General features: G+C 46.0%; 23 protein-coding genes. 13 read left to right on the forward strand and 10 right to left on the reverse strand.

Translation table 11 applies throughout. From position 1 onward, the window contains the following. Positions 1-2: 2 nt before the first annotated feature. Positions 3-1121 (forward strand): ATP-binding protein, encoded by a 1119-nt coding sequence (locus QUA34_RS23665; RefSeq protein WP_333389484.1) that lies wholly within the window; start codon positions 3-5, stop codon positions 1119-1121. Between the two features lie 39 nt (positions 1122-1160). On the opposite strand, the gene QUA34_RS23670 is transcribed toward QUA34_RS23665, so the two are convergent. Continuing rightward, positions 1161-2420 carry an FAD-binding oxidoreductase gene (locus tag QUA34_RS23670; RefSeq protein WP_333389486.1) on the reverse strand — a complete coding sequence of 420 codons (1260 nt, stop codon included), beginning with the start codon at positions 2418-2420 and terminating at the stop codon, positions 1161-1163. A 210-nt stretch (positions 2421-2630) separates the two neighbouring features. Here QUA34_RS23670 and QUA34_RS23675 point away from each other — a divergent pair, with 210 nt between their 5' ends. Together QUA34_RS23675 and QUA34_RS23680 are read left to right on the forward strand one after the other, a co-directional pair. After that, the gene (locus QUA34_RS23675) at positions 2631-2909 is read left to right on the forward strand and encodes a hypothetical protein (protein WP_333080318.1); all 279 of its coding nucleotides are present in this window, start codon (positions 2631-2633) and stop codon (positions 2907-2909) included. 51 nt (positions 2910-2960) lie between these two features. Beyond that, positions 2961-3500 carry a DUF2231 domain-containing protein gene (locus tag QUA34_RS23680; RefSeq protein ID WP_333080316.1) on the forward strand — a complete coding sequence of 180 codons (540 nt, stop codon included), beginning with the start codon at positions 2961-2963 and terminating at the stop codon, positions 3498-3500. A gap of 67 nt (positions 3501-3567) precedes the next feature. Here the strand turns inward: QUA34_RS23680 and cutA are convergent, their stop codons facing one another. The 3 genes from cutA to QUA34_RS23695 form a co-directional block, all read right to left on the reverse strand. Next, complete coding sequence (cutA, locus tag QUA34_RS23685; RefSeq protein ID WP_333325652.1) at positions 3568-3888, reverse strand: divalent-cation tolerance protein CutA; 321 nt, start codon at positions 3886-3888, stop codon at positions 3568-3570. Between the two features lie 37 nt (positions 3889-3925). Next, entirely contained in the window at positions 3926-4822 is an 897-nt protein-coding gene (locus tag QUA34_RS23690) for a pentapeptide repeat-containing protein (RefSeq protein WP_333389488.1), read from the reverse strand. Between the two features lie 253 nt (positions 4823-5075). After that, complete coding sequence (locus tag QUA34_RS23695) at positions 5076-7631, reverse strand: VIT domain-containing protein (protein WP_333389490.1); 2556 nt, start codon at positions 7629-7631, stop codon at positions 5076-5078. Positions 7632-7744: 113 nt separating this feature from the next. Here QUA34_RS23695 and QUA34_RS23700 point away from each other — a divergent pair, with 113 nt between their 5' ends. The 4 genes from QUA34_RS23700 (at position 7745) to QUA34_RS23715 (ending at position 11693) form a co-directional block, all read left to right on the forward strand. After that, a complete protein-coding gene (locus QUA34_RS23700) occupies positions 7745-7882 on the forward strand; it encodes a hypothetical protein (RefSeq protein ID WP_333325564.1) in 138 nt (45 codons plus the stop codon). 50 nt (positions 7883-7932) lie between these two features. Further along, positions 7933-8856, forward strand: a complete 924-nt coding sequence (locus QUA34_RS23705) for an Rpn family recombination-promoting nuclease/putative transposase (RefSeq protein WP_333325562.1) — start codon at positions 7933-7935, stop codon at positions 8854-8856. Between the two features lie 278 nt (positions 8857-9134). Beyond that, entirely contained in the window at positions 9135-10793 is a 1659-nt protein-coding gene (locus QUA34_RS23710) for a CTP synthase (RefSeq protein ID WP_333325560.1), read from the forward strand. A 477-nt stretch (positions 10794-11270) separates the two neighbouring features. Continuing rightward, positions 11271-11693 (forward strand): hypothetical protein, encoded by a 423-nt coding sequence (locus tag QUA34_RS23715; protein WP_015174977.1) that lies wholly within the window; start codon positions 11271-11273, stop codon positions 11691-11693. Between the two features lie 191 nt (positions 11694-11884). Here QUA34_RS23715 and QUA34_RS23720 read toward each other — a convergent pair whose 3' ends face one another. The 4 genes from QUA34_RS23720 to QUA34_RS23735 form a co-directional block, all read right to left on the reverse strand. After that, on the reverse strand, positions 11885-12772 hold the full coding sequence (locus tag QUA34_RS23720; RefSeq protein WP_333389493.1) for an ROK family protein: 888 nt from the start codon (positions 12770-12772) through the stop codon (positions 11885-11887). Between the two features lie 224 nt (positions 12773-12996). Beyond that, on the reverse strand, positions 12997-13719 hold the full coding sequence (locus QUA34_RS23725; protein WP_333389495.1) for a tetratricopeptide repeat protein: 723 nt from the start codon (positions 13717-13719) through the stop codon (positions 12997-12999). A gap of 152 nt (positions 13720-13871) precedes the next feature. Beyond that, the gene (locus QUA34_RS23730) at positions 13872-15095 is read right to left on the reverse strand and encodes a murein transglycosylase A (protein ID WP_333389497.1); all 1224 of its coding nucleotides are present in this window, start codon (positions 15093-15095) and stop codon (positions 13872-13874) included. Beyond that, positions 15088-15345 (reverse strand): hypothetical protein, encoded by a 258-nt coding sequence (locus QUA34_RS23735; RefSeq protein WP_172192361.1) that lies wholly within the window; start codon positions 15343-15345, stop codon positions 15088-15090. Before QUA34_RS23735 ends, QUA34_RS23730 begins: the two co-directional genes overlap by 8 nt. A gap of 218 nt (positions 15346-15563) precedes the next feature. Here QUA34_RS23735 and QUA34_RS23740 point away from each other — a divergent pair, with 218 nt between their 5' ends. The 3 genes from QUA34_RS23740 (at position 15564) to carB (ending at position 19967) form a co-directional block, all read left to right on the forward strand. Continuing rightward, positions 15564-15779 (forward strand): hypothetical protein, encoded by a 216-nt coding sequence (locus QUA34_RS23740; RefSeq protein WP_333325548.1) that lies wholly within the window; start codon positions 15564-15566, stop codon positions 15777-15779. A gap of 120 nt (positions 15780-15899) precedes the next feature. Continuing rightward, positions 15900-16139, forward strand: coding sequence for a hypothetical protein (locus QUA34_RS23745; RefSeq protein WP_333389499.1), 240 nt, complete (start codon positions 15900-15902; stop codon positions 16137-16139). 516 nt (positions 16140-16655) lie between these two features. Beyond that, positions 16656-19967, forward strand: a complete 3312-nt coding sequence (carB, locus tag QUA34_RS23750) for a carbamoyl-phosphate synthase large subunit (RefSeq protein WP_333389507.1) — start codon at positions 16656-16658, stop codon at positions 19965-19967. Positions 19968-20240: 273 nt separating this feature from the next. Here the strand turns inward: carB and QUA34_RS23755 are convergent, their stop codons facing one another. Together QUA34_RS23755 and QUA34_RS23760 are read right to left on the reverse strand one after the other, a co-directional pair. Continuing rightward, a complete protein-coding gene (locus QUA34_RS23755) occupies positions 20241-20495 on the reverse strand; it encodes a DUF6737 family protein (protein WP_333389501.1) in 255 nt (84 codons plus the stop codon). Between the two features lie 52 nt (positions 20496-20547). Beyond that, a complete protein-coding gene (locus tag QUA34_RS23760) occupies positions 20548-21150 on the reverse strand; it encodes a Uma2 family endonuclease (RefSeq protein WP_333389503.1) in 603 nt (200 codons plus the stop codon). Positions 21151-21394: 244 nt separating this feature from the next. Here QUA34_RS23760 and QUA34_RS23765 point away from each other — a divergent pair, with 244 nt between their 5' ends. The 3 genes from QUA34_RS23765 to QUA34_RS23775 all read left to right on the forward strand — a co-directional run bounded on the left by QUA34_RS23765 (position 21395) and on the right by QUA34_RS23775 (position 23723). Beyond that, positions 21395-22057 carry a VWA domain-containing protein gene (locus QUA34_RS23765; RefSeq protein ID WP_333080292.1) on the forward strand — a complete coding sequence of 221 codons (663 nt, stop codon included), beginning with the start codon at positions 21395-21397 and terminating at the stop codon, positions 22055-22057. Between the two features lie 182 nt (positions 22058-22239). Next, complete coding sequence (locus QUA34_RS23770; RefSeq protein ID WP_333080290.1) at positions 22240-23013, forward strand: PP2C family serine/threonine-protein phosphatase; 774 nt, start codon at positions 22240-22242, stop codon at positions 23011-23013. Positions 23014-23051: 38 nt separating this feature from the next. Continuing rightward, the gene (locus QUA34_RS23775) at positions 23052-23723 is read left to right on the forward strand and encodes a hypothetical protein (RefSeq protein WP_333325537.1); all 672 of its coding nucleotides are present in this window, start codon (positions 23052-23054) and stop codon (positions 23721-23723) included. Positions 23724-23807: the final 84 nt, after the last annotated feature.

Genomic DNA, 23807 nt, shown 5'->3' on the forward strand with positions numbered 1-23807 from the left:
ATATGAGTTTTGCCGAAAAACCAATTAAGATTTTGATTGTCGAAGACGAACTGTTAATTGCTAAAAATTTATCCCCAAAACTAGAGAAATTGGGATATCAAATCGCCGATATAGTTTCTTCAGGAGCGGATGCCATCCAGCGCGCCCACGAACTAAGACCCGATTTAATTTTAATGGATATAGTTATCAAAGGCGACATTGACGGCATAGAAACAGCAGCAATAATTAATCAAGAATTAGATATACCAATTATCTATACAACTGCCTATGCTGACGACGAAACTTTGCAGCGAGCCGAAAATACTGGTTCTTACGGCTACCTACTCAAACCTTTTAAAGAAAGAGAAATGCACGCCACTATCAAGATAGCACTGAGCAAACATCAAGAAGCAGTCATGTTGAAAAAATTAATGGCGTTAGCAGCAGAAAAAAGCGAAAATAGATCGCGCTTTATTTCAATGGCTTACCACGATTTAAACACTCCTTTAACTACCATACAGTTATCGGCTGAAATGTTAGAAGATAGCGACTTGCAGAGAAACCCCGGAACTAGCAATAAAAATGTTGATCGAATTAAAAAAGCCGTCAGTAATATGAGTGGGCTGCTGGAAGATATTTTAATGCTTAGCAAAGCAGAATCCGGGAAAATTTCCTTAAACTTAAATCCGATCAATGCGACGGATTTATGCAATTCTATTTTAGAAGAACTGCAACCTATCGTCACCGACAAACACCTACTACATTTCCGCAGTCACACAAATCCGCTGCACGCCAATCTCGATGCCAAACTACTGCACCACCTTCTGACTAATTTGCTTTCAAACGCTATTAAATATTCTCCCAACGGTGGGAAGGTCAGTTTAGACTTAAGCTGCGAAAACCAACAAATAATTTTGTGCGTTCGAGATGAGGGAATTGGGATGACACCGGAATATCAAGGAAAACTATTTCAGCAGTTTGAACGGGGTGCTAATGTAGGCAAGATTAAAGGATCGGGTTTGGGACTCTGCATTGTCAAACACATCGTTGACCTGCACGGCGGTACAATAAGTGTGGAAAGTGCGATCGACAAAGGTACTACATTTATTGTCACGCTGCCTTTTTTAGTCAGTAGTCAGTAGTCAGTAGTCATTAGTCAGTAGTCAGTAGTCATTAGTCATCTATCCTTCTTCCTTCTTCCTTCTTTCTTCTTCCTTCTTCCTGACATCCGTTACATCCGTTACAGAATCCGTTGCCGAACTTCCTTCTGCGATAAATCGATGGGGAGACAAAAGCGCGATCGCCCTATCTTCTTCTCCCCCCGCCGCCTTCGCAAATCGCTCAGCCAAAGCAGGTACAATAGTCAAAGGATTGCTGAGACCCGAAAAAACGTGCAATCCAGGGCGATCGGCAATCGGCCCCACTACAGGCAAATTATCAGCGCTGAAGGCCACACTACACTCGTGCCAACTTGCCGGTAAACCTGCCAAATCAGGCAAAACCTTGCCGATTCCTGCACGAATTGCCGTTTCGCTGGTTTCGCGATCGACTTTAGCATTCAAATCGCTCAAAGTGCGCGACAATTGCCCGATCCGCAAACTCCCATCATTAAATTGAATTGCACCCGAATCTAAAATCGGTGGCAGCAACTCTTTACCAGGTTCATCCCAAAGAAAATCCACCTCATTTTTACTAGATTTAGCTTCTAATTCAAAACGTTTTAATACCGCAGGCATCACCAAAGTCCTGAGTTTCAAATCCACAGGTGCAGTTTCCAAAATCTCCGTGCGAGTAAAATAAACTCCCACAGAAACACCCGCGGCTTTCAGCAAACTCCGACTCCAACCTCCAGCACAAATAACCGTATTTTGGCAGGTATAACTTTCCTGTGCCGTCTTGACTCCCGAAATCCGATTGCCCTCTTCTATAAACCCAATTACTTCAGCAAATTCTATAGTTCCTCCCAACCGCAGAAACCCTTGACAATAAGCTTTATTTGTGGCAGTCGGGGAAATGTGACCGTGACGCACAGTCAGAGCTCCGGCGATCGCACTTTTATTCAGCAAAGGTTCCAACTCGCCAGCTTCTGCAACACTCAAAAGCTGCGGCACAATCGCAAAATGCGCGTAATTAGACGCTACTTTTTCGGCATCAGTACCCGCATCAATTGTCAGCAACAAATCCAACTCGCGAAACTCAGTCTCAGCATCTAATTGGGCCGATAAATTGCGGTGGCGTTCAATACCTTCCCGACACAATTGGCGAGTTAAATCAGTCGTCCCTGACCAATAAGCCAAGCCGCCATAACTAAAACGAGTAGCATTTTGCATGGTGGCATCTCGTTCCAAAAGCAGCACAGCAAAACCTTTTTTTGCCAGTTCGTAACTCAGTGCTGCACCAGTAATGCCGCCGCCGACAACAATCCAATCGTAACTTTTCATGGGCAACTCAAAGGGAAGGAAAATATCATGCTTAGATTTTAGCTTAGTTTTTTCCGAACAAATCGAAAAACCTCTACCTACAGGAAGAGGCTGCCTGCGATCGCCCTAACTGAAACTTCCACCCGTCGGGAGATGTTTGTGCAGGGATATTTTTCGTTCAATAGTAGGAATTAGAGTCAGCAAAAAATTAGAAATACCAGAGAGGTTTTTATGAGTATCGACAAACCGGGCAGAGATATGGAGCGCACTGTCAATCCGGGCGATCGTATTTCCGACGAACCCCAAACCATTGAAGAAAAAGCGCAGCAACTGGCGGTAGACCACGTACCCGACATCGTGGGAGATGTTGTTACAGTTCCAACTTATGTGATCGTAGAAGAACCGGATGGGGAAAAGAAAGCCCTGCACCACGTCAAAGACGCCGAGGAAATTTCTGACGTAATTCGGCAGGCCCGCGTTGACGAAAATGGCGAACGGATTTGGGATTAAGTTCAATCCAATAAAAACGGCTTTGTTGTACAAAATTTATCGCTAGAAATCATGGAAACAAATCAAAGAAATAGTACCCCCTATCCGAATATTCCGCCGATTCTAGAAAGTGACGACAGAGAGTATCGCGACGCCGGCATTACGAGTACGCTTTCAGTTGCAGGCCATCCCATCCACCCCATCATCGTCATCTTTCCGGTAGCCTTTTTAGTAGGAGCCGCGGGCACGGACATCGGTTATTGGCTCACAAGCGATCCGTTTTGGGCGAGAGCTTCGCTTTGGCTGATGGGTGTCGGTTTTGCTGCGGGGATTTTGGCAGCAATCACGGGCTTTTTAGATTTTTTCAAAGTTAAAAGAGTGCGCGATCGCAGTGCCGGTTGGTTGCACATGGGCGGCAATGTGGCGGTTATGGTACTTACCCTGATTAACTTGCTGTTGCGACAAGGAAATCCGGCTGAGCCGATCGTATACACAGGTTTAGCCATATCGATCGTCGTGGCAACCTTGCTGGGCATTACAGGCTGGTTCGGCGGCGAACTAAGTTTTCGCCACAAAATCGGCGTCATCGGCCCTACCAGTCATAATTCCTAGGTTTCTGACCATTTTTAGTATGGAATTCCGTCCCTCTTCATTGGATAATTTAGGACTAAAATCTTGACTACAAACTTAAAGATTGTCCCAGCCAATTGAGATAAGCATCGCTGCCAGCGATAATAGGAATAGCAATAATTTCGGGAACTTCATAGGAATGGAGTTCCTGAACTTTTGTTTTTAAAGCCTCAAATTTAGCCAAATCAGTTTTAATCACCAACTGCCACTCTGGCTCGGAATGAATCTCGCCTTGCCAACTATAAATCGAGCGAATTGGTGACAAACTCACACAAGCAGCCAGCTTGTGTTCAACTAGAGATTTCGCCAGATTCTCCGCCTCCGGCTCCGATGCCACAGTTACCAGCACCACCCCAAAATTAATTGTCATAGTCATCAGTGAACAGTGAACAGTCATCAGTCAACAATCAACCATTAATCTCATTAACTTCCCAAGAATTGACTCTGCCAGCCCCAGCTAAGGAAAAATAGCGCCTAGTAGATTCGGGCAAAATAGCTCCCGCCAACAAAGCATTATCTAAATTAGTTCCTATTAACGTCGCCTCGCTCAAATCTGCCGCCATCAAATCTGCTTGACACAACTTTGCCCAATTCAGATTTGCCCCTCTCAAACAACTTCCCCTCAACTTAGCCCCGGTTAAATTTGCACCCGCCAACTTTACCCCACGCAACTGAGCCGCGCTGAAATTCGCCCCCGCCAAATTCGAGCCTTCCAAATTAGCTCCCATTAATTTAGCTTCACTCACGTTAACGCCGCTCAAATCTACACCGCAGAGATTCACCCCTGTCAACTGCGCTCGCCGCAGACTGACTCCGGTTAATTGAGCTCCAAAAAGTTTTGCACTATTGAGCCTTGCACCATAAAGGTTGGCCCACTTAAAATTAGCTGCCGTCAGATTCGCGCCCAGCAAGTTAACTAATTGCAAGTCGGCGCTGCACAAATTGGCATTCCACAACACAGCACCCCGCAGGTTGGCGCTAGTTAAAGTTGCGCCGCTTAACTTTACTCTGGGCAATTTTGCTTTTACCAAAAAAGCTCCACTCAAATTAGCTTTTGTCAAATCTGCACCCGAAAGTTGGGTTTCGCCCATTTTGGCAAAAGTCAGATTTGTTCTTTGCATCTGTGCATCTTTGAGTGTTGCTTTGGTGAGAAACGCTCTGCTGAGGTTCGCCCCGGAAAGATTAGCTCGCGAAAGGTTGACTCCGATTAAGATTGCTCCGCTGAGGTCTTTCCCGCTGAGGTCGGCTCCAGTAAAGTCTCTTTCTCCTTTTTCGTAATTGTTGAGCAGTTCACTAACTTCCATAGGGCATCATACCTTCTATGATTGGGGGGTTTCGATCCAGAAATCTTTACTGTTAAGGTTGTTTCAGAAAGGAAACTGTTTCAGAAAGGAAACTGTTTTAGCATTTGCCTCAAACGGTATAAATTTCATTAACATCACTTTCTGTTTAAAGGCAATCTCTTAATAAAGATTTTATATCTTCCTCGCGGTAGCGATCGCGCTTTCGGTATTTTTGAATTAAAAGTTAATGTTTCTTGACATAGATACTCGTTGCTTAAGGCTCGACCGTAATTCGCAACTTCAGGCGCAGCGTGCCCCTGAATCCTGCAGGAGGTTGCCAGGAACTCAAGGCCCTCTTGAGAGTCTCTACAGCGTCTGTTGCTTGCAGCGTCGAGGTTTGAGTGTCGTTAGCGAAGCCCTCGAAGAGGATCGCCAATCGGGCAACGCGGCCGTCTTGTACCAATAACTCCCACACCGTTTCACCGCTAACCCCCGCCGGGAGATTAACCGATTGCAGGTATTGAGTCAAAGTGGCGATCTCCCCGGCATCCAACCCTTGGACGCTAACTACTTGAAGGCGAGAAGCCAAAGGCTTCGGGCGTTGCGACTCACCGTAACCGGGCTGCCGCGGCATAGCAGGAGCTGGACTCACCGGTGCCGAGTTGCGAGTCGAGGTAACGCTGCGAGTGCCGCCCCTAGTTTGCTCTGCCCCCTCCGACTCGAAAATACCTTCATAGCTGACACCCTGCGGCAATTCCACAGGCACTTGCACGCGGCGACGAGATCCATCTGGTTCGACTCGCACTTCTTCGCTCACAGCCACAAAAGCCGTGTATTCCGAAAGCAACCGATAAGTCAGAGCAGTATTAGTCACAGCTTCCACCAGAGATTGAGTCTCGCCACCAAACATTTGGTTCATTAAATCTTTAATGCGCGATCGCCCCCAAAGTTGAGCTACCGCCGGATTGCCAAAATCCGTAGCCGTTGCTGCGACTGAAGTTGACTCCCGCTGTCGCCCGCCGACGGATTGAGCAAAATTAACAGGTAAAACTTGCTCGTAAGTTTTGCCGCCGGCAAGAGTGCCGCGGATGCGAAGTTGGCCGGAGGCTCGATCGATCTTTTTGCCAAACAAAACCAAGGGCCCACTCGCAAACAAGTCTGGGGGCGCGATCGGATAAATCTGCGGTTTTTCCCCCATTCCTTCCCAACTAATTTGAATATTAGTCAATACCGGACTATTAATTTCCCGAAAAAACTTTTCTGCTGCTTCTGCCGACGGTTCATCTTGACGAATTACCTGAGACGTGCCTCTTCCCACTTCCGCCAAACGGTTGAGCAAAAACCGATTCACCGAACCGCCAACACCAAAACTATAAAGTCGATTTCCAGGTTTCAGGCTCTGCTGAACCAGAGCCAGCACTTCATTTTCATTACCAATGTAACCGTCAGTAATTAATACAATACTCCGCAGCCTTCCCGTTGCCGCCGCCGGAAAATTCATCACTGCTTGAATGCCGTCAAACAATTCACTGCCACCGTTAGCCTGCAATTTTTCGATATAATTAATTGCTTTTTGTCGATTTTCTGGAGTATTTGCTAAAGGAGTTGTTGAAAGCGCTTTGGCAGTGTTTGCAAAATCAATAATAGTAAAAGTATCGTTGGGATTGAGCCCTTGAATGAAGCGGCGCATCAACTCCTTAGATTTTGCCAGCGGTTCGCCCTGTTGAGAACCGGAAGAATCCATCAGAAACACGACATCTTTAGGTACAATTTCATTATTTTTGTAGTTTAAAGCCGGAATTAGATAAGTAGCAAAATGACCGCCCCGCTTGTCGGATTGAGTCAAAATAGTTGCCCTAGTATTTTCGCCCGCGACTCGATAGCGCAAAATTAAATCTTTATTGGGAATTGTGTCTGAATTGGCTAATTGGACTTGTACAATATTGCCGCTGCGATCTGTTGTAATTTGATGGGAAGTAGAGCGGACATCGCCGATCGCAACTCCGGCATCTATTTCTACCGACACAGCAATATTGTGACCAGATCGCGTTCCCGGAGGCAAAACAGGCGGGTTAATGCGATCGGCATCAGAACTATAGCCCCCCCTTGCTAAGGGGGGGTTGGGGGAGATCGTATTTCCCGAAATATAACGAGGCCCAACCACCATTGGAAACACAAATTCGTAATCGCCCCCGGCAAACTTGAGACTTTCCGTGTAGCGAATCGTAACTTCAATTTTTTCTCCCGGTTTGATATTAGCGAGAGACTGAGTAAAAATATTGTCGCGTTCTTGTTCCAACAAACCAGCAGTCCTGCCTTGCTTTCTGGCTTGTTCGTAAATTTCCAAAGCTTCCTCGCGGCGTTTGATATCAGCTTTAATAATTCGTGAGCCTATTTTAATTTCCATATCGTCCACCGCCGCTTCGTCGGGCAAAGGAAATATATAAACAGCTTCTATAGATTCAGGAAAAGGATTTTCAAACTTCTGAACAACTTCGACGCGGGAGATATTGCCAGCTATTTTGGCTTTAACTTCAGTCTGCTTGAGAGGAAAGACTTGTTCTGGAGTCGTATTGGGAGTTTTGACGAACAAACCGCTGACTCGACAGCTAGTTTTGGGCGATCGTCCGCCATTGCAATTAACATCGTTACTAGCGAGGATTTTCGGCGACACAGACGAATAATTTTCCCCAGGATCTTTTGCTCGCGCTGCATTGGGAGCGAGCCACGCGCTACACTCGTTAGCGAAGCCCTCGAAGAGGATCGCAGCGAGCAATGCCATACCAGTACAAAGCAACCGTTGAGGGGATAGAAGGCAGACAAACTTCATAGCTGTTTTTTTTTAGCAGACTTGAGGTGCTTTGTATACCATGACTTTACCATTGCCGAAACGTTCCTGAGTTAGCTTTTTGGGAAAAATGACTGAGCGCGTAGGGCTGATTTTTGATTGACTCCACAGGCGCTAATCGGGGACTGGAACTTTTGTCTAGACTGCTGTGGGCTTCCATCCGTATTGGGGTGAGGTCGGTTGGGGCGATCGTCCGCGAACCCAACCTAGAAGATTGTATGATAGTTAAATAATTAAATAACTCTAACCTCAACTTCTCAAGCTCTAATAAATTGAAATTGCCATGAATTTTATCAATCCCAAAACCGACTTTGCCTTTAAAAAAATCTTCGGGTCTGCTGAGAGTAAGGACATTTTGATTAGTTTCTTAAATGCCATGCTCTACGAAGCACAGCCAGTCATCGAAGACTTAGAAATTATTGACCCTTATTTAGCTCCAAAAATCAAAGGAGTCAAAGATACTTACTTGGATGTCAAAGCTAAAATTGATGGCAACAAAACGGTAATTATTGAAATGCAAGTATTGAATGTAGAGTCATTCGAGAAGCGGATTTTATACAATGCCACTAAAGCTTATTCGATGCAGCTAACCACAGGAAGCCGTTACAGCTTGTTAAACCCTGTGATTGCTCTGACGATTACCGATTTTCAAATGTTTGAGCATTTGGAAACAGTGATTTCGCGCTTTGTTTTCAAAGAAAAAACTTTTTTAACCGACTATCTAGCTGATGAATTTGAACTTGTGTTTGTTGAGTTGCCAAAATTTGACAAGACATTACAGGAGTTAGAAACGCTGACAGATAAGTGGATATATTTCATGAAAACTGCTCAAATTTTACGGTCGGTTCCCGAAGAGTTGGGAAATGTGCCGGAACTGCGGCAGGCTTTTGCAATTGCGAATGAAGCGAATCTCGATCCTGATGAATTGGAAGATTTAGAAAGGCGAGAAATTTTCATTCAAGACCAGCGCGGTGCAATTACCAAAGCTACCAGAATTGGCATCGAACAAGGCCTCGAACAAGGCATCAAACAAGGAAAGTTGGAGCTAGTTGTGCGGCTGTTGGAGCGCCGTGTCGGTCCGTTGTCGTCGGAGATTCAAACTCGCATCAGTCAGTTATCCGCTGAACAATTAGAGAATTTAGGAGAGGCAGTTTTAGAGTTGGCCAGTGTGTCAGATGTGACAGATCGGTTACAGACATATTTGTGAGGAAGGGAAAAAAGCCTGGTGAAGGTGGTTTTCTCAGAAGATCGATCGCCCTTGATTGTTCATCAGCCCAAAGCGCACTGATGAACAATCAACCGTTTTGAAATTGGCCCACCAGCTCAAAACCCCTGCAAACCGCCCGATCGAGGTCGTGGGCCACTCGTCCTATCCCCAGCCGTATTTGATAAATGGTCAAACACTGCTGGACAATTTTTGATTTTAGCTCTTAGAGTTGAGTGTTACCTTAACTAGAAACAGAAACATCTAAAGTCGAAAATCCTATGAGCAAATTTGTGTTTGTGACTGGCGGCGTGGTTTCCAGCATCGGCAAGGGTATTGTCGGTGCTTCCTTGGGCCGCCTATTGAAGTCGCGGGACTATTCTGTCTCGATTTTGAAGCTAGACCCATATATTAACGTTGACCCCGGCACTCTGAGCCCGTTTCAGCACGGAGAAGTTTTCGTGACGGAAGACGGTGCAGAAACTGACCTGGATTTGGGGCACTACGAGCGTTTTACCGATACTTCCATGTCTCGCCTCAATAGCGTCACCACGGGTTCCATTTATCAAGCGGTGATCAACAAAGAACGCCGGGGCGAGTATCAGGGGAGCACGGTGCAGGTGATTCCGCATATCACTAATGAGATTAAAGAGCGAATTCACCGAGTAGCCAAAAATACTAATCCCGATGTCGTGATTACGGAAATCGGCGGAACGGTGGGAGATATTGAATCTTTGCCATTTTTGGAGGCAATTCGCCAGTTTCGCAAGGATGTCGGCCGGCAAAATGTTGTGTATATGCACGTCACGCTGATACCTTGGATTCCTTCGGCTGGGGAGATGAAAACTAAACCGACTCAGCATTCGGTGAAGGAATTGCGGTCGATCGGCATTCAACCAGATATTTTAGTCTGTCGGTGCGATCGCCCGCTGTCTTTGGGCATGAAACAGAAATTGTCGGAATTCTGCAACGTACCCGAAGAATGTGTCATCACCGCTCAAGATGCCAAAAGTATCTACGAAGTGCCGCTGATGATGGAACAGGAGGGTTTGGCGGAACAAACCATCAATTTGCTGCAACTGGAACATCGCCAGCCAGATTTACATCAGTGGCAAACTTTAGTCAACAGGCTTTACAGTCCAAATCACAAAATTGATATTGCTTTAGTTGGTAAATACGTGCGGTTGAACGATGCTTATCTTTCGGTGGTTGAAGCTTTGCGGCACGCGGCAATTGCCATCGGCTGCGACCTGAATTTGCACTGGATTAACTCAGAAGATTTAGAATCGGGAAACCTCGATAATTATCTCAAAGATATCAACGGCATTCTTGTACCGGGAGGTTTTGGGGTTCGGGGAGTTGACGGCAAAATAGCCGCGATCGAATATGCTAAACACAACAAAATTCCATTTTTGGGATTGTGTTTGGGGATGCAGTGTGCTGTGATTGAATGGGCGCGCAACACCGCTCAACTCAAAGATGCCAACAGCGCTGAATTTGACCCGGATACAGCAAATCCGGTAATTAATTTATTGCCAGAACAGCAAGATGTAGTCGATTTGGGCGGTACAATGCGACTGGGTTTGTATCCGTGCCGTGTCAACCCAGACACGCTAGCTTTCAAACTTTATCAGAAAGAAGTGATTTACGAGCGGCACCGCCATCGGTACGAATTCAACAACGCCTACCGCAATCTTTTCTTAGAATCAGGTTATGCCGTCTCCGGTACATCTCCAGACGGCCGATTGGTAGAAATGATCGAATTGCCCAACCATCCTTTTTTCATAGCCAGTCAATTTCACCCCGAATTCCAATCTCGACCTAGCACCCCCCACCCATTGTTTCAAGGGTTTATCCAGGCAGCTAGCATCCAGGGAAAGCAGGATGTTTTAGAAGATGAGGGTCGCGACTTGGTGGCCGGGAAAGTTGTCGCAAACTGATCTGATATCATGTGCGATCGATTAGTTCTGATATATTAGATGTCTGTAGGGGCGGTTCAGAGTAGACAATATTCAAATCGCCCCGACAATGGACATTACAAAACCCGCCCAACAGACCAATAGGATTTGATAGGGGTCGCACTTATCGGACTAGATATCGGGCCGCATTCTCAACGAGTGAAAGACCTCACCCCCCAACCCCTATACTAGGGCTGGGGGGCTAGTACCGCAAGGGAGAAGGCAGAAGGCAGAAGGCAGAAGGCAGAAGGCAGAAGGTAAAAATCTGATATTTTTACTTAACTTTTTACGGATTTCAAGGGTGATACCAGTTTCCCAAAAGAATGCAAGTTTAGGCAACTTCCCAACCCAGATAGTCATCAGTCATGCCCAATCTAAAATCTACAATCTAAAATCTAAAATGGTAGGAGTTGTCAAACTATCCTAAAATACCAGGAAACACAGGTTTGAGGAGGCTTTGTGGCTTATTGGAGCAAAATTACTTATGAGAAAAGTACATACATAATTGACCTTGACACTATTAGTGCTTTTTCTAGCGAACTGGATAACAAGCGTCTCACCTTTTGGCTGCCTAATAGCAGTCAGCCGATTATCCTCAATCCCCAAGGCAATTATGAGGCTTACAAGCAAGTTCTCGATTACCTCAAAAAAACCATTGATCGCAATTCGAGAGGTTCGTGGATTAAAATTCATTATGACCGCAAAGAATTTGCGATCGATATGAGTCGAATTAGCTCTTTTGCTTGCGAACAGAACGGTCGGCTAAGCTTTTGCCTGCCTGACAGCGCAACTAATATTATTATCCTCCGCCAAAGCAACCCGGAAACTTATCAAGAAATTCAGGAATACATTAAAAATACGACTGGACAATCTCTGCCATGAAGCAGTAATTAGTCATTAGTCGTTAGTCATTAGTCATTAGTTAGAAGCATGAACAATGAAGGATGAACGGAGACTATGTTTAGTAACTCCTCACATTCATTTTATTTTTTTTGATCTAAAGTGCTTAGGTTGCACCCTAATTTTAGATATTAAAAAAGCGCAGTAAAATGCGCTGATTTTTTAAATTTTAACTATTGAACAAGCTGCCAAGCTAATTTTGCTGCCCCTACCATGCCTGCTTGATTGCCCAATTCAGCCACCAATAACTGTAAATCTTCGCGAGAACTCGGCAGTACACGTTGCTCAATTTCTTCTCGAACCTGCGGCAAGAAAAATTCTGCACCTGCACTAATTCCACCACCGATAATAATAGCTTCCGGCGTCAAAATATAAATGAGACTTGCCAAACCGATACCCAGATAGCGCCCGTAATTTTGCCAAAATTCTAAAGCTTTGGCATCTCCCGACTTAGCTAAATTTGCTAATTCTATAGGTTCCAAACCCGTTTCCCGGCGTATTGCTTGCACGGAAACATACTGTTCTAAAGAACCGCGATTGCCGCTGTTGCACTCCGGGCCGTCGGGATTTATAGTAATCAATCCTAGTTCTCCGGCCGCGCCTTGAGGACCTACAAATAGTTTGCCGTCTAGGATAACTGCACCGCCGACTCCTGTACCTAAAGTTAGTAAGATTAGGTTGTTAAAGTGCCTGCCTGCGCCCAACCAAGCTTCTCCCAATCCGGCACAGTTGGCATCATTTGCTAATATTGTCGGCAGTCCGGTTTTAGCTTCCACCCAGTCAGCTAGGGGGACGTTATGCCAGTTTTTGAGGTTAATTGCTACTCTGGCTATGCGGCCGGCGGCGTCTGCGGGGCCTGGAGTGCCGATGCCGATCGCACTTACAGCATTTTCGACCGGATTCAGTTGTAAAATAGCATCGGTCATCGCGGCTAAAACGGCTTCTGGCGTTGCCGGTTGAGGAGTTGGAACAGTTAAGGATTGATAACAAATGCCGTCTTCGTTAAATCTGCCGAGTTTAATTGCGGTTCCGCCTAAGTCAATGCCGATTACTTGTGTCATTCGATTGGGATTTTGGATGCAATAATTTAGGACTAATTTTAATAGTATAAACCTATTGTATGTGTCCCTAGCACAGCTTACAAATTAAGTTTGTAGTGAGGACTTCAGTCCTCAAACTTCTCTTTTAAATGTATGATAATTGGTTCCGAAAACGACCCTTAATTTTTAATAGTATCATGTCGCTCGCAATACCTAGTAAAAATTGTATACAAAAGCCAGTTCGCCTATTTAATTTCGCCTAACTTACGTTGTGCTACCTCTCGGTTGTGCAAAGCATCGTGATAGTCGGGTTTGAGAGCAATTGCCTGGTTATAAGATGCGATCGCCTCCTCAAATCTTCCTAAATTATACTGCTCATTACCTCGATCGCACCACGCCTCAGCATCTACATTAACTTCCGATTCTGCCTCCGCAGCCTCAGCGCCTGTGCGGTTCACTTCCCCAGAAAAACCCCAACCATCCCCAACAAACACCGCCTCAATCACCCTCCCCTTTGTATCCTCCTCCTCAACCTCCGGCAGCGGAAACCGTGTCAATATCTCCCGCCCAATTTGCCTCGCCACCTCTGACAATTCCCCGCTGCCAATTCTACCTAACAATACCAGCCGCTGCGCCAATTCCTGAAGCGATGCCACAGCATCCGTAGGGGCGGTGCCCCCGTGCCCGCCCTGCAGGTTTTCCCCCTCTAACAATCGAGTCCCGAACCGTCGCAACCAAGCCGCCAATTCACCATCTTTAAGGCGTTTTGCGATTAAGAATCCCGCTACATCCCCGCGACTCCAGCCGGCATTCACCCCTTCGAGGATTTCCATGAATTTCGACTCGTATTCAGCGTCAGTTAAGGTTGGGCGGATGGCGGTATTTCCCGGCGGTGGGGTGGGTGGGGTTGGGTATCCGAATATTCGCTGAATTAGTCGTTTGAAGAATTGCAGAATTTTGTTTAGCATTTGTGACGTTGGGAGGGTGGGGTATTTTCTATTTTATAGCAATTATCAAAAATAGATTACATATTGATTGCCGGCGATATCTGTATGGACACGGCGCCGTGCCGTGTCCGGGATTCGACCCACAGCAAACAATCATATAAAGTAGAATTAATCTACTTTAAAAGCGGATAATACAGTTCTCCTGTTGAGTTGATAAAACCGGCCCGATCGCCCGCTAAATCTCCCGTTCCCATAAATACGTCAACTCTCCCCGCGCCTTTGATTGCACCGCCGGTATCTTGATCCAAAACGTACCGATTCACGGCGTTTTGTTCTAGTTGTCCCGCCGCATTCGGATAAGGGAGTTTTGTACTAATTAATGCTAGTGCACCGGGGGGCATTAAAGCTTTATCGGTGGCGATCGACCTTTCGGCAGTTACTGGCACTCCAATGCTTCCTGTGGCTGGAACTCCATTAGTATCCCGGAAGAATACAAAGCTTTCATTTTTCGGCAAATATTTGTTCATATCTGCGGGAAAGTTGGTGAAATATTCCTTTAGTTTCGGCAAATTTAACTCTTCTAAAGTAAACTTTCCGTCTTTAACTAATTCTCGCCCGACACCTGTATAACTGTGACTGGTTTTGCCTGCAAAACCGACGGTCATCACGCTACCATCTGTTAGCTGCAATCTCGCAGAACCTTGGACGTGGACGAGAAATGCTTGGAATCGATCGCGCAACCAAACTAATTCTAATCCCCGCAGCAATCCTTTACTTGCCTGCAAAGCATCTTCGCCTTCTAATTGCAATCTTGTCGGGTGAGGTTTCGGCCAAGATGCCATGTTTGGCGGCATCCGGTACAGGGGATAACGGTATTCGGAATTCGGCGTGCGAGATGCTGCGTAAGTCGGCTCGAAATAACCTGTAAATGCGACTGTTCCTTTGCCGTCTTTGCCCGTGGATTTGTAAAAGACAAATTCGCGCTTGACCGATTCCTGAAGTTGTGCCGGGGTTGTGGAACTGACAACTAATTGGCGAAATCGATCGAGAGAACGCCGAACTCGATCGCGCGTAACTCCTGCTACTGGATAGCGACTGTAAGCAGTGGCGGCGGCCGATGTATTGAGATAGCGGAGGCTGTTGTCGATCGACCTTAACAGCAATTCTTTATCGCCCGGTTTGCCATTTTCGCCCCAGATTTGAGCGTCAAAGGCGATCGACTCCAATTCACTCGCTTGCAATTGATTTATACTAATTGGTTGCAGCGACGGAACTGCAACTGCAGGCACCGAAAAAGCGGTCGCCAAAACGCAACAGGCGAGCGCTAATAGCTGATAGCGAAAAATCTTGCTCAATTTCCAATTTTCCCTACTCAATTGATTATTTTCCTTATTCATCGTATCGTTCGACACTAGAAGTAAATATCGGTTCTACGCGAATTGCTAGAACGCTGGTAGGCCGAACTACCATGTATTCGCCTTGAATATTTTTAATCGGGACGTTAAGAAATTCTCTTGAATCTTGTTTCGGCACCAGCGTACTGCTGTACCACTTTTGAAAATCTTGCAGCGTTGCGAAACGCACTTCTTCGCGGTGGCCGCCTTCAAGCAGCAGGTGCACGGAATATTCGCTGGGAGTTCTAGGCATAGGAGATAGGAAGAGTTGTTGGAGGACAATCTAAAATCTAAAATCTAAAATTGATGTGGTTGTCATCAAGCAGCAGGTGCACGGAATATTCGCACTTGTGTTCTAGGCATATCTGTATTTTAGATTTTTGATTTTAAGCTTTTGGAACGATTCCATATTTTACCTCTTCCTCGGCGCATTCCCTCATCTAGTAGCTTGGATTGAGGGAGAGGGGAAGAGTGCGAGAGGGGGAGAGTGCGAGAGGTGTTGGAGAAAAATCTCAATCTAAAATCCAAAATCATAAATTGATTGACGGCGGCCCCCCTATGCGGCTACGCTGTGAAATTAAGGCTGCTTTGCTCAAAGAGGAAGCAGCCCACGTCGCTCAAAAATCTAGTTGCACTGCCCAAAGCTGCTACCAACAGCAATGGACAGCTAACCGCCAAACTGAGTAAGCAGTATGGAGGCTAATGGAGAATTTTAACACTCTCTGTAGCCGCCCTGCTCTGTGTTAACGTGCGGGGCGGCTGGGTTTTGGGGTTTTCCTAGAAAACCCAAAACCAGGAGACCATATTATGTCACAGGAATTCGTACCTGACGATAACTTGTCCGCGCGTCCAAATGACGACTCAGCAGTATCGGAACAGGAAGTCGTGCGGATAACGGTTGTCGGTTCCCGCGCAGCCGTGTTAGAAACCATCCACACCTTGTACCGACTGGGATTTGCCCAAGTCGGGGATTGGACCCCACCACAGCGAGGTGCAAAGCCGGGACAATTTATAAGTGTACTCATTCGCCGATCGCGCAAAGCTTAACAATAGGCTGAAATACGCTAGGGACACGGCATTGCCGTGTCCTCCATCGCCGCACCTACATGGCTGGATCTCGGATTGTCACATCCTCGGAGGGCGATGGCGTCCCGCCCTCGCCTGTGCTACGGGAAATTTCATCATCCAACCCCGTTAATTTTATCCGTTCCCCACAGTCAGGACACGCCTTGGCTGAAGTCTCTACAATGATTAATCCGGCGGAATACAGGGATTGTGTATTTTAGAACACGATTTGACCGCAACACTTAAAATAGTCTTGATTTACCGATCGACTGCACCCTTTTCTCATCAATATTTCGGGTTAGCTGGGGGTGTCTGTCAGCCGGAGTTGCGAGGTTCTGCTTCCAAAATGCTGATAATGGTGCACAATTTCAAATTAACAACAAAACTTGCACTATTTTGAGTAAGCTTTGGGGGGAACAGCTTAGAAAGCCTGTTTCTAAGACTGAGGCAAAATATCAAATTAATCCTCCACCTTGTCCAATTACTAATTACGAACCTATGCCCCGTCGTCAAGACTTAAAAAAAATTCTTCTCATTGGTTCCGGCCCAATTGTTATCGGTCAAGCGTGCGAATTTGACTATTCAGGAACACAAGCTTGCAAAGCTTTGCGAGAAGAAGGTTTTGAAGTAGTGTTGGTGAATTCCAACCCTGCAACGATTATGACCGATCCGGAAACTGCCGATCGCATTTACATCGAACCTCTAACGCCAGCCATCCTCGAACAAATCATCGCTAAAGAAAGACCTCAAGCAATTTTACCGACAATGGGCGGTCAAACTGCGCTAAATTTAGCAGTTGCAGTCGCTAAAAATGGCGTTTTAGAAAAATACAACGTCGAGTTGATTGGTGCTAAGTTGCCAGCAATTGAAATGGCAGAAGATCGGCTATTATTTAAGGAAGCGATGGCGCGAATTGGGGTCGCAGTTTGCCCTTCGGGAATTGCCAACACTCTCGACGAAGCCAAAGCAATTGGTCACCAAATCGGCAGTTATCCGTTAATTATTCGCCCTGCTTTTACAATGGGAGGCACGGGAGGTGGCATTTCTTACAATCAAGAAGAGTTTGAAGAAATGGCACAAGGCGGGATTGACGCCAGTCCAGTATCCCAAATTTTGATCGAACAATCTTTGATTGGTTGGAAAGAGTACGAACTCGAAGTAATGCGGGATTTGGCAGATAATGTGGTGATTATTTGTTCGATCGAGAATCTCGACCCGATGGGCGTCCACACGGGCGATTCTATCACCGTTGCCCCGGCGCAAACTCTCACAGACAAAGAATATCAGCGCCTGCGGGATGCTTCGGTGAAAATTATTCGCGAAATCGGAGTTGAAACCGGCGGTTCCAATATTCAATTTGCCGTCAATCCTGTCAACGGAGATTTCATCGTTATTGAAATGAATCCTCGGGTTTCCCGTTCCTCGGCCTTGGCCTCGAAAGCAACTGGTTTCCCCATTGCAAAAATGGCGGCAAAATTAGCGGTAGGTTACAGCCTAGACGAAATTTCCAACGATATTACCAAGAAAACTCCGGCGTCTTTTGAACCGACAATTGACTACGTAGTGACGAAGATTCCCCGATTTGCCTTTGAAAAGTTCCCCGGTTCCGAACCAACTTTGACAACGCAAATGAAGTCTGTTGGGGAGGTAATGGCGATCGGGCGCAGCTTCAACGAATCCTTCCAAAAAGCCTTGCGGGGATTGGAAACAGGCCGCGCAGGTTTCGGGTGCGACAAACCAGAAAAGTTGCCGAGTTTGGAACAAATTCGCGCCGGATTGCGGACGCCAAATCCCGATCGCATTTTTACAGTTCGCCACGCGATGATGATGGGAATGTCGGTGGAAGATATCTTCGAGTTCACAGCAATCGACCCTTGGTTTTTGGATAAAATGCAGGAATTGCTGGAAACTGAGAAGTTCTTGAAACGAACGCGTTTGGAACAGTTGACAAAAGAGACAATGTTTGAAGTAAAGCAGTTGGGTTTTAGCGATCGCCAAATTGCTTACGCCACCAAAACATCGGAAGATCAAGTCCGCGCTTACCGCAAACAGTTAGGCGTAATTCCGATTTACAAAACAGTCGATACCTGTGCCGCTGAATTTGAAGCGTTTACACCGTATTATTATTCCACCTACGAAGCGGGAGCGGCAATTTGGGAATTGGGCGATGAAGAAAAGAAAATTTCGCCTGTGGGCCACAGTCTCGCGCCGGAGTCGGAAGTTTTGCCTTCTACCAAACGAAAAGTGATGATTTTAGGTGGCGGGCCGAACCGAATCGGACAGGGAATTGAGTTTGATTACTGCTGCTGTCATGCTTCCTATTCCCTAGGAGAAGACGGCTTTGAGACCATTATGGTCAACTCGAACCCGGAGACGGTTTCGACGGATTATGATACTAGCGATCGCCTGTATTTTGAACCGCTAACAAAAGAAGATGTTCTCAACATCATCGAAGCCGAAAATCCAGAGGGAATAATTATTCAGTTTGGCGGACAAACCCCGCTGAAGTTGGCGCTGCCTTTACAAAAAGCTCTGGAAAATCACCCCGATGTACAAACAAAAATCTGGGGAACTTCGCCGGATTCCATTGATACTGCTGAAGACAGGGAGCGATTTGAAAAGATTCTGCGGGAATTGGATATTCAGCAAGCTGCTAATGGTCTAGCGCGTAGTTTTGAGGATGCTTTAATAGTAGCTCAACGGATCGGTTATCCGGTAGTGGTGCGACCGAGTTACGTATTAGGCGGGCGAGCCATGGAAATTGTTTATTCCGATACGGAATTGGAACGTTACATGACCTATGCCGTGCTGGTAGAGCCCGATCATCCGATTTTAATTGATAAGTTTTTGGAGAATGCGATCGAGGTGGATGTCGATGCGATCGCCGATGTTACGGGCAATGTGACGATCGGCGGTATTATGGAGCACATCGAGGAAGCGGGAATCCACTCCGGCGACTCTGCTTGTTCTATCCCTTACCAAACGCTTTCTGACGCAGCTTTGGCAACAATCCGCCGCTGGACTGTAGAATTAGCAAAATCCCTAAAAGTAATCGGGTTGATGAATATTCAATTTGCTGTTCAAGGGGAACAAGTTTTCATCTTGGAAGCTAATCCGCGAGCTTCTCGAACCGTGCCTTTTGTGTCAAAGGCGATCGGAGTTCCCTTAGCAAAAATGGCCTCGCGAGTGATGTCTGGCAAAACTCTAGAAGCTTTGGGTTTTACTGAAGAGATTATACCCACTCATGTTTCGGTAAAAGAAGCTGTATTGCCCTTTGCTAAGTTCCCAGGAACTGATACCTTGTTAGGGCCAGAAATGCGATCGACCGGCGAAGTCATGGGAATTGACACCGATTTTGGCAAAGCCTTTGCCAAAGCTCAATTAGGTGCCGGACAAATGATGCCGCTGTTGGGAACTGTGCTGGTTTCGATGCGCGATCGGGACAAACTAGCAGTTGTACCCGTTGTCAAGGAATTCTTAGAATTGGGTTTCAGAGTAGTTGCAACTCACGGGACACGCAAAGTTTTGCGAGAGCAAGGTTTAGAGGTAGATTTGGAATTGAAACTGCACGAAGGGCGGCCTAATTTGTTGGATTCGATCAAGAATGAGAAAATTCAACTAATTATCACCACGCCTTCCGGCGAAGAATCCCGCGCCGACGGCATCTTTATCCGCCGCACAGCTTTGACTTACAAAATCCCGATTATTACCACAATAGCCGGTGCCAAAGCGACAGCAGCGGGAATTCGATCGCTCAAATCTCACCCGATGGAAGTAAAAGCAATTCAAGACTATTACCCACAAATCTAGACTGCGAAACACTCAAAGGTAGGGTGTGCAGGGCGCACCTTACCCACAACGTAGGGTGCGCCCTGCACACCGCCCAAACCATTGGTCTCAACTTAAGGCAACACCCACACTCCGGCAGGGGTTTAAACCCCTGCCTCAAAGCTGAAGTCCTCTAAAAGAGGACTAATGAATTATTTAGTCCTCTTTTAGAGGACTTTGGCTATTAGCCAGGGGTTTAAACGCCTGGCGGTATTTGGGGTTAAGCGGTAAACATAGGGTTCGCACCACCAAAACCTAATCTGCCTCGGAATCCAAAACTCCGCTAGACAGCATCAACCTCGGCCAAACTAACAAGAAAAAACCCATCCAAGCTAATAAAGGAAGCGCGACTAAAACAGTTATCCAAACAGTTTTAAATAAAAACCAACTACCGCTAATCAGGCTAGTACCAGTTAAAAGAATCGACCAAGGCTGGCACCACCAAGGTTTGTAACTCCAAGGACTCATAGATTTTTGATCAGAAAGTTTTTTATCAGAAATAGATTTCATATTTTCAGTGATTTTTTATGGAGAATAGTCTGGCTAGCTGGATTAAGGGAAGTTAAACATTCATCACCTCTTCTGCTGTCAGCGTTAATTCGGGAAAAGTCCGCGACACAATTCGTTCGCTGCCTTTAAACGCGCTTCTTTGATAGTTGCCATCTGCATCCAAAAGGTGGACAAATACAGTTGGAACTTTGGGATTTCCCAGAAATTCCCTGCTGCCAATTGCTAAATAATCAACAATCCAATACTCAGGAACTCCGAGGCGCCGATACTCGTCCAATTTGTCTATATAATCGTCCTCCCAATTTGTTGATGTTACTTCCACTGCCAGTTGGATTGGTTCTCGTAAGGCAGAATAAGCAGAACGGTTCGATCGCCACAAATCGCGATCGATTACGCTGACATCCGGTCTCCGCCCTTGTTCGATTCCGCCTTTACTTACAGTTCTGATAACGGTTGTAGTGTTGACTACATAATTCAAATTTAGTCGCCGGATTTCATCATTGAAGCCAAATAACAGGAAATTAGCAACATCATCATGATTTCGGGTGGCATTCATCTCTACAATTTCTCCGTTTACCAGTTCATAGAGTCCATCTTCTGGACATTCTACAAGGAATTGGTCAAAGGTTAATTTCTGTGTGACTGTTGCAATCATAAGATTTATCCTTATTTTGCAGTAATACTATTAGTCTATATTACCACAGGCCGGAAGAAATTTGTTTTTGTGACGGCAGACATCCAATTCTCAAATCTAAAATATACAATCAAAAATAAAAAATCGATTCACGTAAATGGTAAAATGCGATCGCCCTAGCAATTTGCACTTAATTTTGTTACTGACTTGATACAGTAAAGTAACAAACCTAGAAATCGAGCCACTCCCAGGTCAACCCCGAACCATGAGACTAGACGAAGCCGTAGAATTTGCCGAAAACCCAGAGCCGCGCTGTCCCTGCGTCCTCCTGCTGGACACCTCCGGCTCCATGCAAGGCGCACCCATAGATGCCTTGAATGAGGGGCTGGAAATTTTTAGGAATGACCTAATTAAAGACGAACTAGCTAAAAAGCGAGTCGAAGTCGCGATTATTTCATTTGACAATCATATCAAGGTCGTGCAAGACTTCGTGACCGCCGACCAGTTCGAGACGCCACTGCTGACAGCTCAAGGACAAACCCACATGGGCGCAGGGATTCAGCTAGCATTAGATACCATTGCGGCCCGCAAATCCGAATACCGCAACAACGGCATTACCTACTACCGCCCGTGGGTATTTATGATTACCGACGGCGAACCTCAAGGTGAATCAGACGATGTTGTGGAAATAGCAGCACAGCGGATTAAAGAGGAAGAAATTAATAAGCGCGTAGCATTTTTTGCAGTCGGAGTGGAAGGTGCTAATATCACCCGTCTGGCGCAAATTGTCGAGCGCACGCCTGTAAAATTGAGAGGACTAGACTTTAGAGAGATGTTCATCTGGCTTTCGGCTAGTATGCAGAGAGTTTCTCACTCAAAAATTGATGAACAAGTAGCATTGCCACCACCCGGATGGGGAACTGTTTAGGTATTAGTCATTGCTCATTGATCATTGGTCATTAGTAAGTGAGCAGCGGTAAGTGCGGTGTGCATAGCTCTACATAATAAGTAAGGTGTGGTGTGCATCGCCCTACCTAATTAGGGATAAATAAACCCGTCCAGACTTTGCATAGTTGTGAATTTACGAAGTTTTGAGTTAAAGAGTTATTAATGCAGAATTCATCCTTTAATTGGCAAGTTGTAGCGGCATCGGTGATAGGTACGAGCCACGAAAAAAGATCGCAGCCTTGTCAAGATGCCCACTGCTGGCGTCTCTTGCCAAACGGTGTTTTAGCGGCAGCGGTTGCCGATGGTGCGGGCTCCGCAGCACTCGCAGAAGTTGGGGCAAAAATTGCTGTGGAAGCGGTTGTTGAAACGATTTGCCAGCAACAGGAAAGGCTGCCTCAAAATGACGACGAGTGGCAGGTATTCTTGACAGCATCACTGCAAGTTGCGCGGGCGCAGGTGGAAGCAGAAGCGACATTGCGGGAAGTGGCTGCGAGAGATTTAGCCTGCACTTTAATTGCGGTTGTTGCTACGCCGGAATTAATCGCAGTTGCTCAAATCGGCGACGGTGCGGCGGTAGCAGGTGATAGTGCAGGAAATGCGATCGCCCTGACTGTACCTCCCTGCGGGGAATACATCAACGAAACTATCTTTTTGATTTCGCCGAATGCGATAGAAACAGCGCAATTTCAGGTACTTCGGGAAAAACTACGGCACTTAGCCGTATTTTCCGACGGCTTACAAATGCTAGCGCTCAAAATCCCAGAAGGCACGCCACATGGGCCGTTTTTTGCGCCTTTGTTTCGGTTTTCTGGGGAGTGGAAAGAAGAGGAAGATGCGAAACAGCAGTTAGAGTCATTTTTGCGATCGCCCCGGGTTTCCGAACGCACCGATGATGACTTAACATTATTGTTAGCAACTTTTTCGAGCAATGTTTAGTCTGTTCAACTCCACTTACAAAAAGCGGATAAAAAATTATGACAGATCCACGAATTAGTGCCAGAAGCTTGTTGCGAGAAACATTTGCTACTACGGGGCCTATATACGCTCCCCTGTTGATAATCAACTCTCCCAGTTTGATATTTGCCGCGCTCAATAGTTTGGGCAAGCTAGGTTCAGCAGGTGTTGCTTTCAATATTATCTACTGGTTCGTGGCAATTCCTTTGTTGTCGGGAGCCATGATTTTCTACACTTACCGAAGTTTGACAAAAAATCCCGTAACTGTGGGTCAGGCTTTCAATCAAGCAAACAGAAGATTGCTGCAACTCCTTGGGGCTTATATTATGTGTTTGCTGCTGGTGCTTGCTGGCTGCATTGCACTAATAATTCCCGGGCTTTATGTATCATATCGCTTAATGTTTTCATTTTACGCTACCGTCATTGATAACTCTTCGGCGCTGGACAGTATTAGTAGCAGTTGGGAATTAACAAAAGGGCGCTGGTGGTTAGTATTTCGATCGTATTTTCTGATAGTTTTGGTGGCTTTTGTGCCAATAGTTTTGATTCTCATATTAATCAGTTCGACGGGAAATTTGCTAGCATCTCAGCTTGTGGGTAATGTACTCGGATTTTTAGCCTCACCGTTGATGAATGTTTATTTGGTTTTATTGTACCTGCGCCTGCGGGAATCGGCAGCAACTATTAAATAGACATCTCCTAAAAATCAAGTCAAGGGCTGTCAGGATACCTACCCCACAAAAATTGTTAGCGCGGTCTCATCAGCGGTGAAAATT

This window comes from Microcoleus sp. POL10_C6 (genome assembly GCF_036701585.1).
Classification (GTDB): domain Bacteria; phylum Cyanobacteriota; class Cyanobacteriia; order Cyanobacteriales; family Microcoleaceae; genus Microcoleus.

Bases quoted from the DNA above. Each gene is read 5' to 3' on its own strand.
- QUA34_RS23665 (WP_333389484.1), top strand. From the start codon at position 3: ATGAGTTTTGCCGAAAAACCAATTAAGATTTTGATTGTCGAAGACGAA.
- QUA34_RS23670 (WP_333389486.1), bottom strand. From the start codon at position 2,420: ATGAAAAGTTACGATTGGATTGTTGTCGGCGGCGGCATTACTGGTGCA.
- QUA34_RS23675 (WP_333080318.1), top strand. From the start codon at position 2,631: ATGAGTATCGACAAACCGGGCAGAGATATGGAGCGCACTGTCAATCCG.
- QUA34_RS23680 (WP_333080316.1), top strand. From the start codon at position 2,961: ATGGAAACAAATCAAAGAAATAGTACCCCCTATCCGAATATTCCGCCG.
- cutA (WP_333325652.1), bottom strand. From the start codon at position 3,888: ATGACAATTAATTTTGGGGTGGTGCTGGTAACTGTGGCATCGGAGCCG.
- QUA34_RS23690 (WP_333389488.1), bottom strand. From the start codon at position 4,822: ATGGAAGTTAGTGAACTGCTCAACAATTACGAAAAAGGAGAAAGAGAC.
- QUA34_RS23695 (WP_333389490.1), bottom strand. From the start codon at position 7,631: ATGAAGTTTGTCTGCCTTCTATCCCCTCAACGGTTGCTTTGTACTGGT.
- QUA34_RS23705 (WP_333325562.1), top strand. From the start codon at position 7,933: ATGAATTTTATCAATCCCAAAACCGACTTTGCCTTTAAAAAAATCTTC.
- QUA34_RS23710 (WP_333325560.1), top strand. From the start codon at position 9,135: ATGAGCAAATTTGTGTTTGTGACTGGCGGCGTGGTTTCCAGCATCGGC.
- QUA34_RS23720 (WP_333389493.1), bottom strand. From the start codon at position 12,772: ATGACACAAGTAATCGGCATTGACTTAGGCGGAACCGCAATTAAACTC.
- QUA34_RS23725 (WP_333389495.1), bottom strand. From the start codon at position 13,719: ATGCTAAACAAAATTCTGCAATTCTTCAAACGACTAATTCAGCGAATA.
- QUA34_RS23730 (WP_333389497.1), bottom strand. From the start codon at position 15,095: ATGAATAAGGAAAATAATCAATTGAGTAGGGAAAATTGGAAATTGAGC.
- QUA34_RS23735 (WP_172192361.1), bottom strand. From the start codon at position 15,345: ATGCCTAGAACTCCCAGCGAATATTCCGTGCACCTGCTGCTTGAAGGC.
- QUA34_RS23745 (WP_333389499.1), top strand. From the start codon at position 15,900: ATGTCACAGGAATTCGTACCTGACGATAACTTGTCCGCGCGTCCAAAT.
- carB (WP_333389507.1), top strand. From the start codon at position 16,656: ATGCCCCGTCGTCAAGACTTAAAAAAAATTCTTCTCATTGGTTCCGGC.
- QUA34_RS23755 (WP_333389501.1), bottom strand. From the start codon at position 20,495: ATGAAATCTATTTCTGATAAAAAACTTTCTGATCAAAAATCTATGAGT.
- QUA34_RS23760 (WP_333389503.1), bottom strand. From the start codon at position 21,150: ATGATTGCAACAGTCACACAGAAATTAACCTTTGACCAATTCCTTGTA.
- QUA34_RS23765 (WP_333080292.1), top strand. From the start codon at position 21,395: ATGAGACTAGACGAAGCCGTAGAATTTGCCGAAAACCCAGAGCCGCGC.
- QUA34_RS23770 (WP_333080290.1), top strand. From the start codon at position 22,240: ATGCAGAATTCATCCTTTAATTGGCAAGTTGTAGCGGCATCGGTGATA.
- QUA34_RS23775 (WP_333325537.1), top strand. From the start codon at position 23,052: ATGACAGATCCACGAATTAGTGCCAGAAGCTTGTTGCGAGAAACATTT.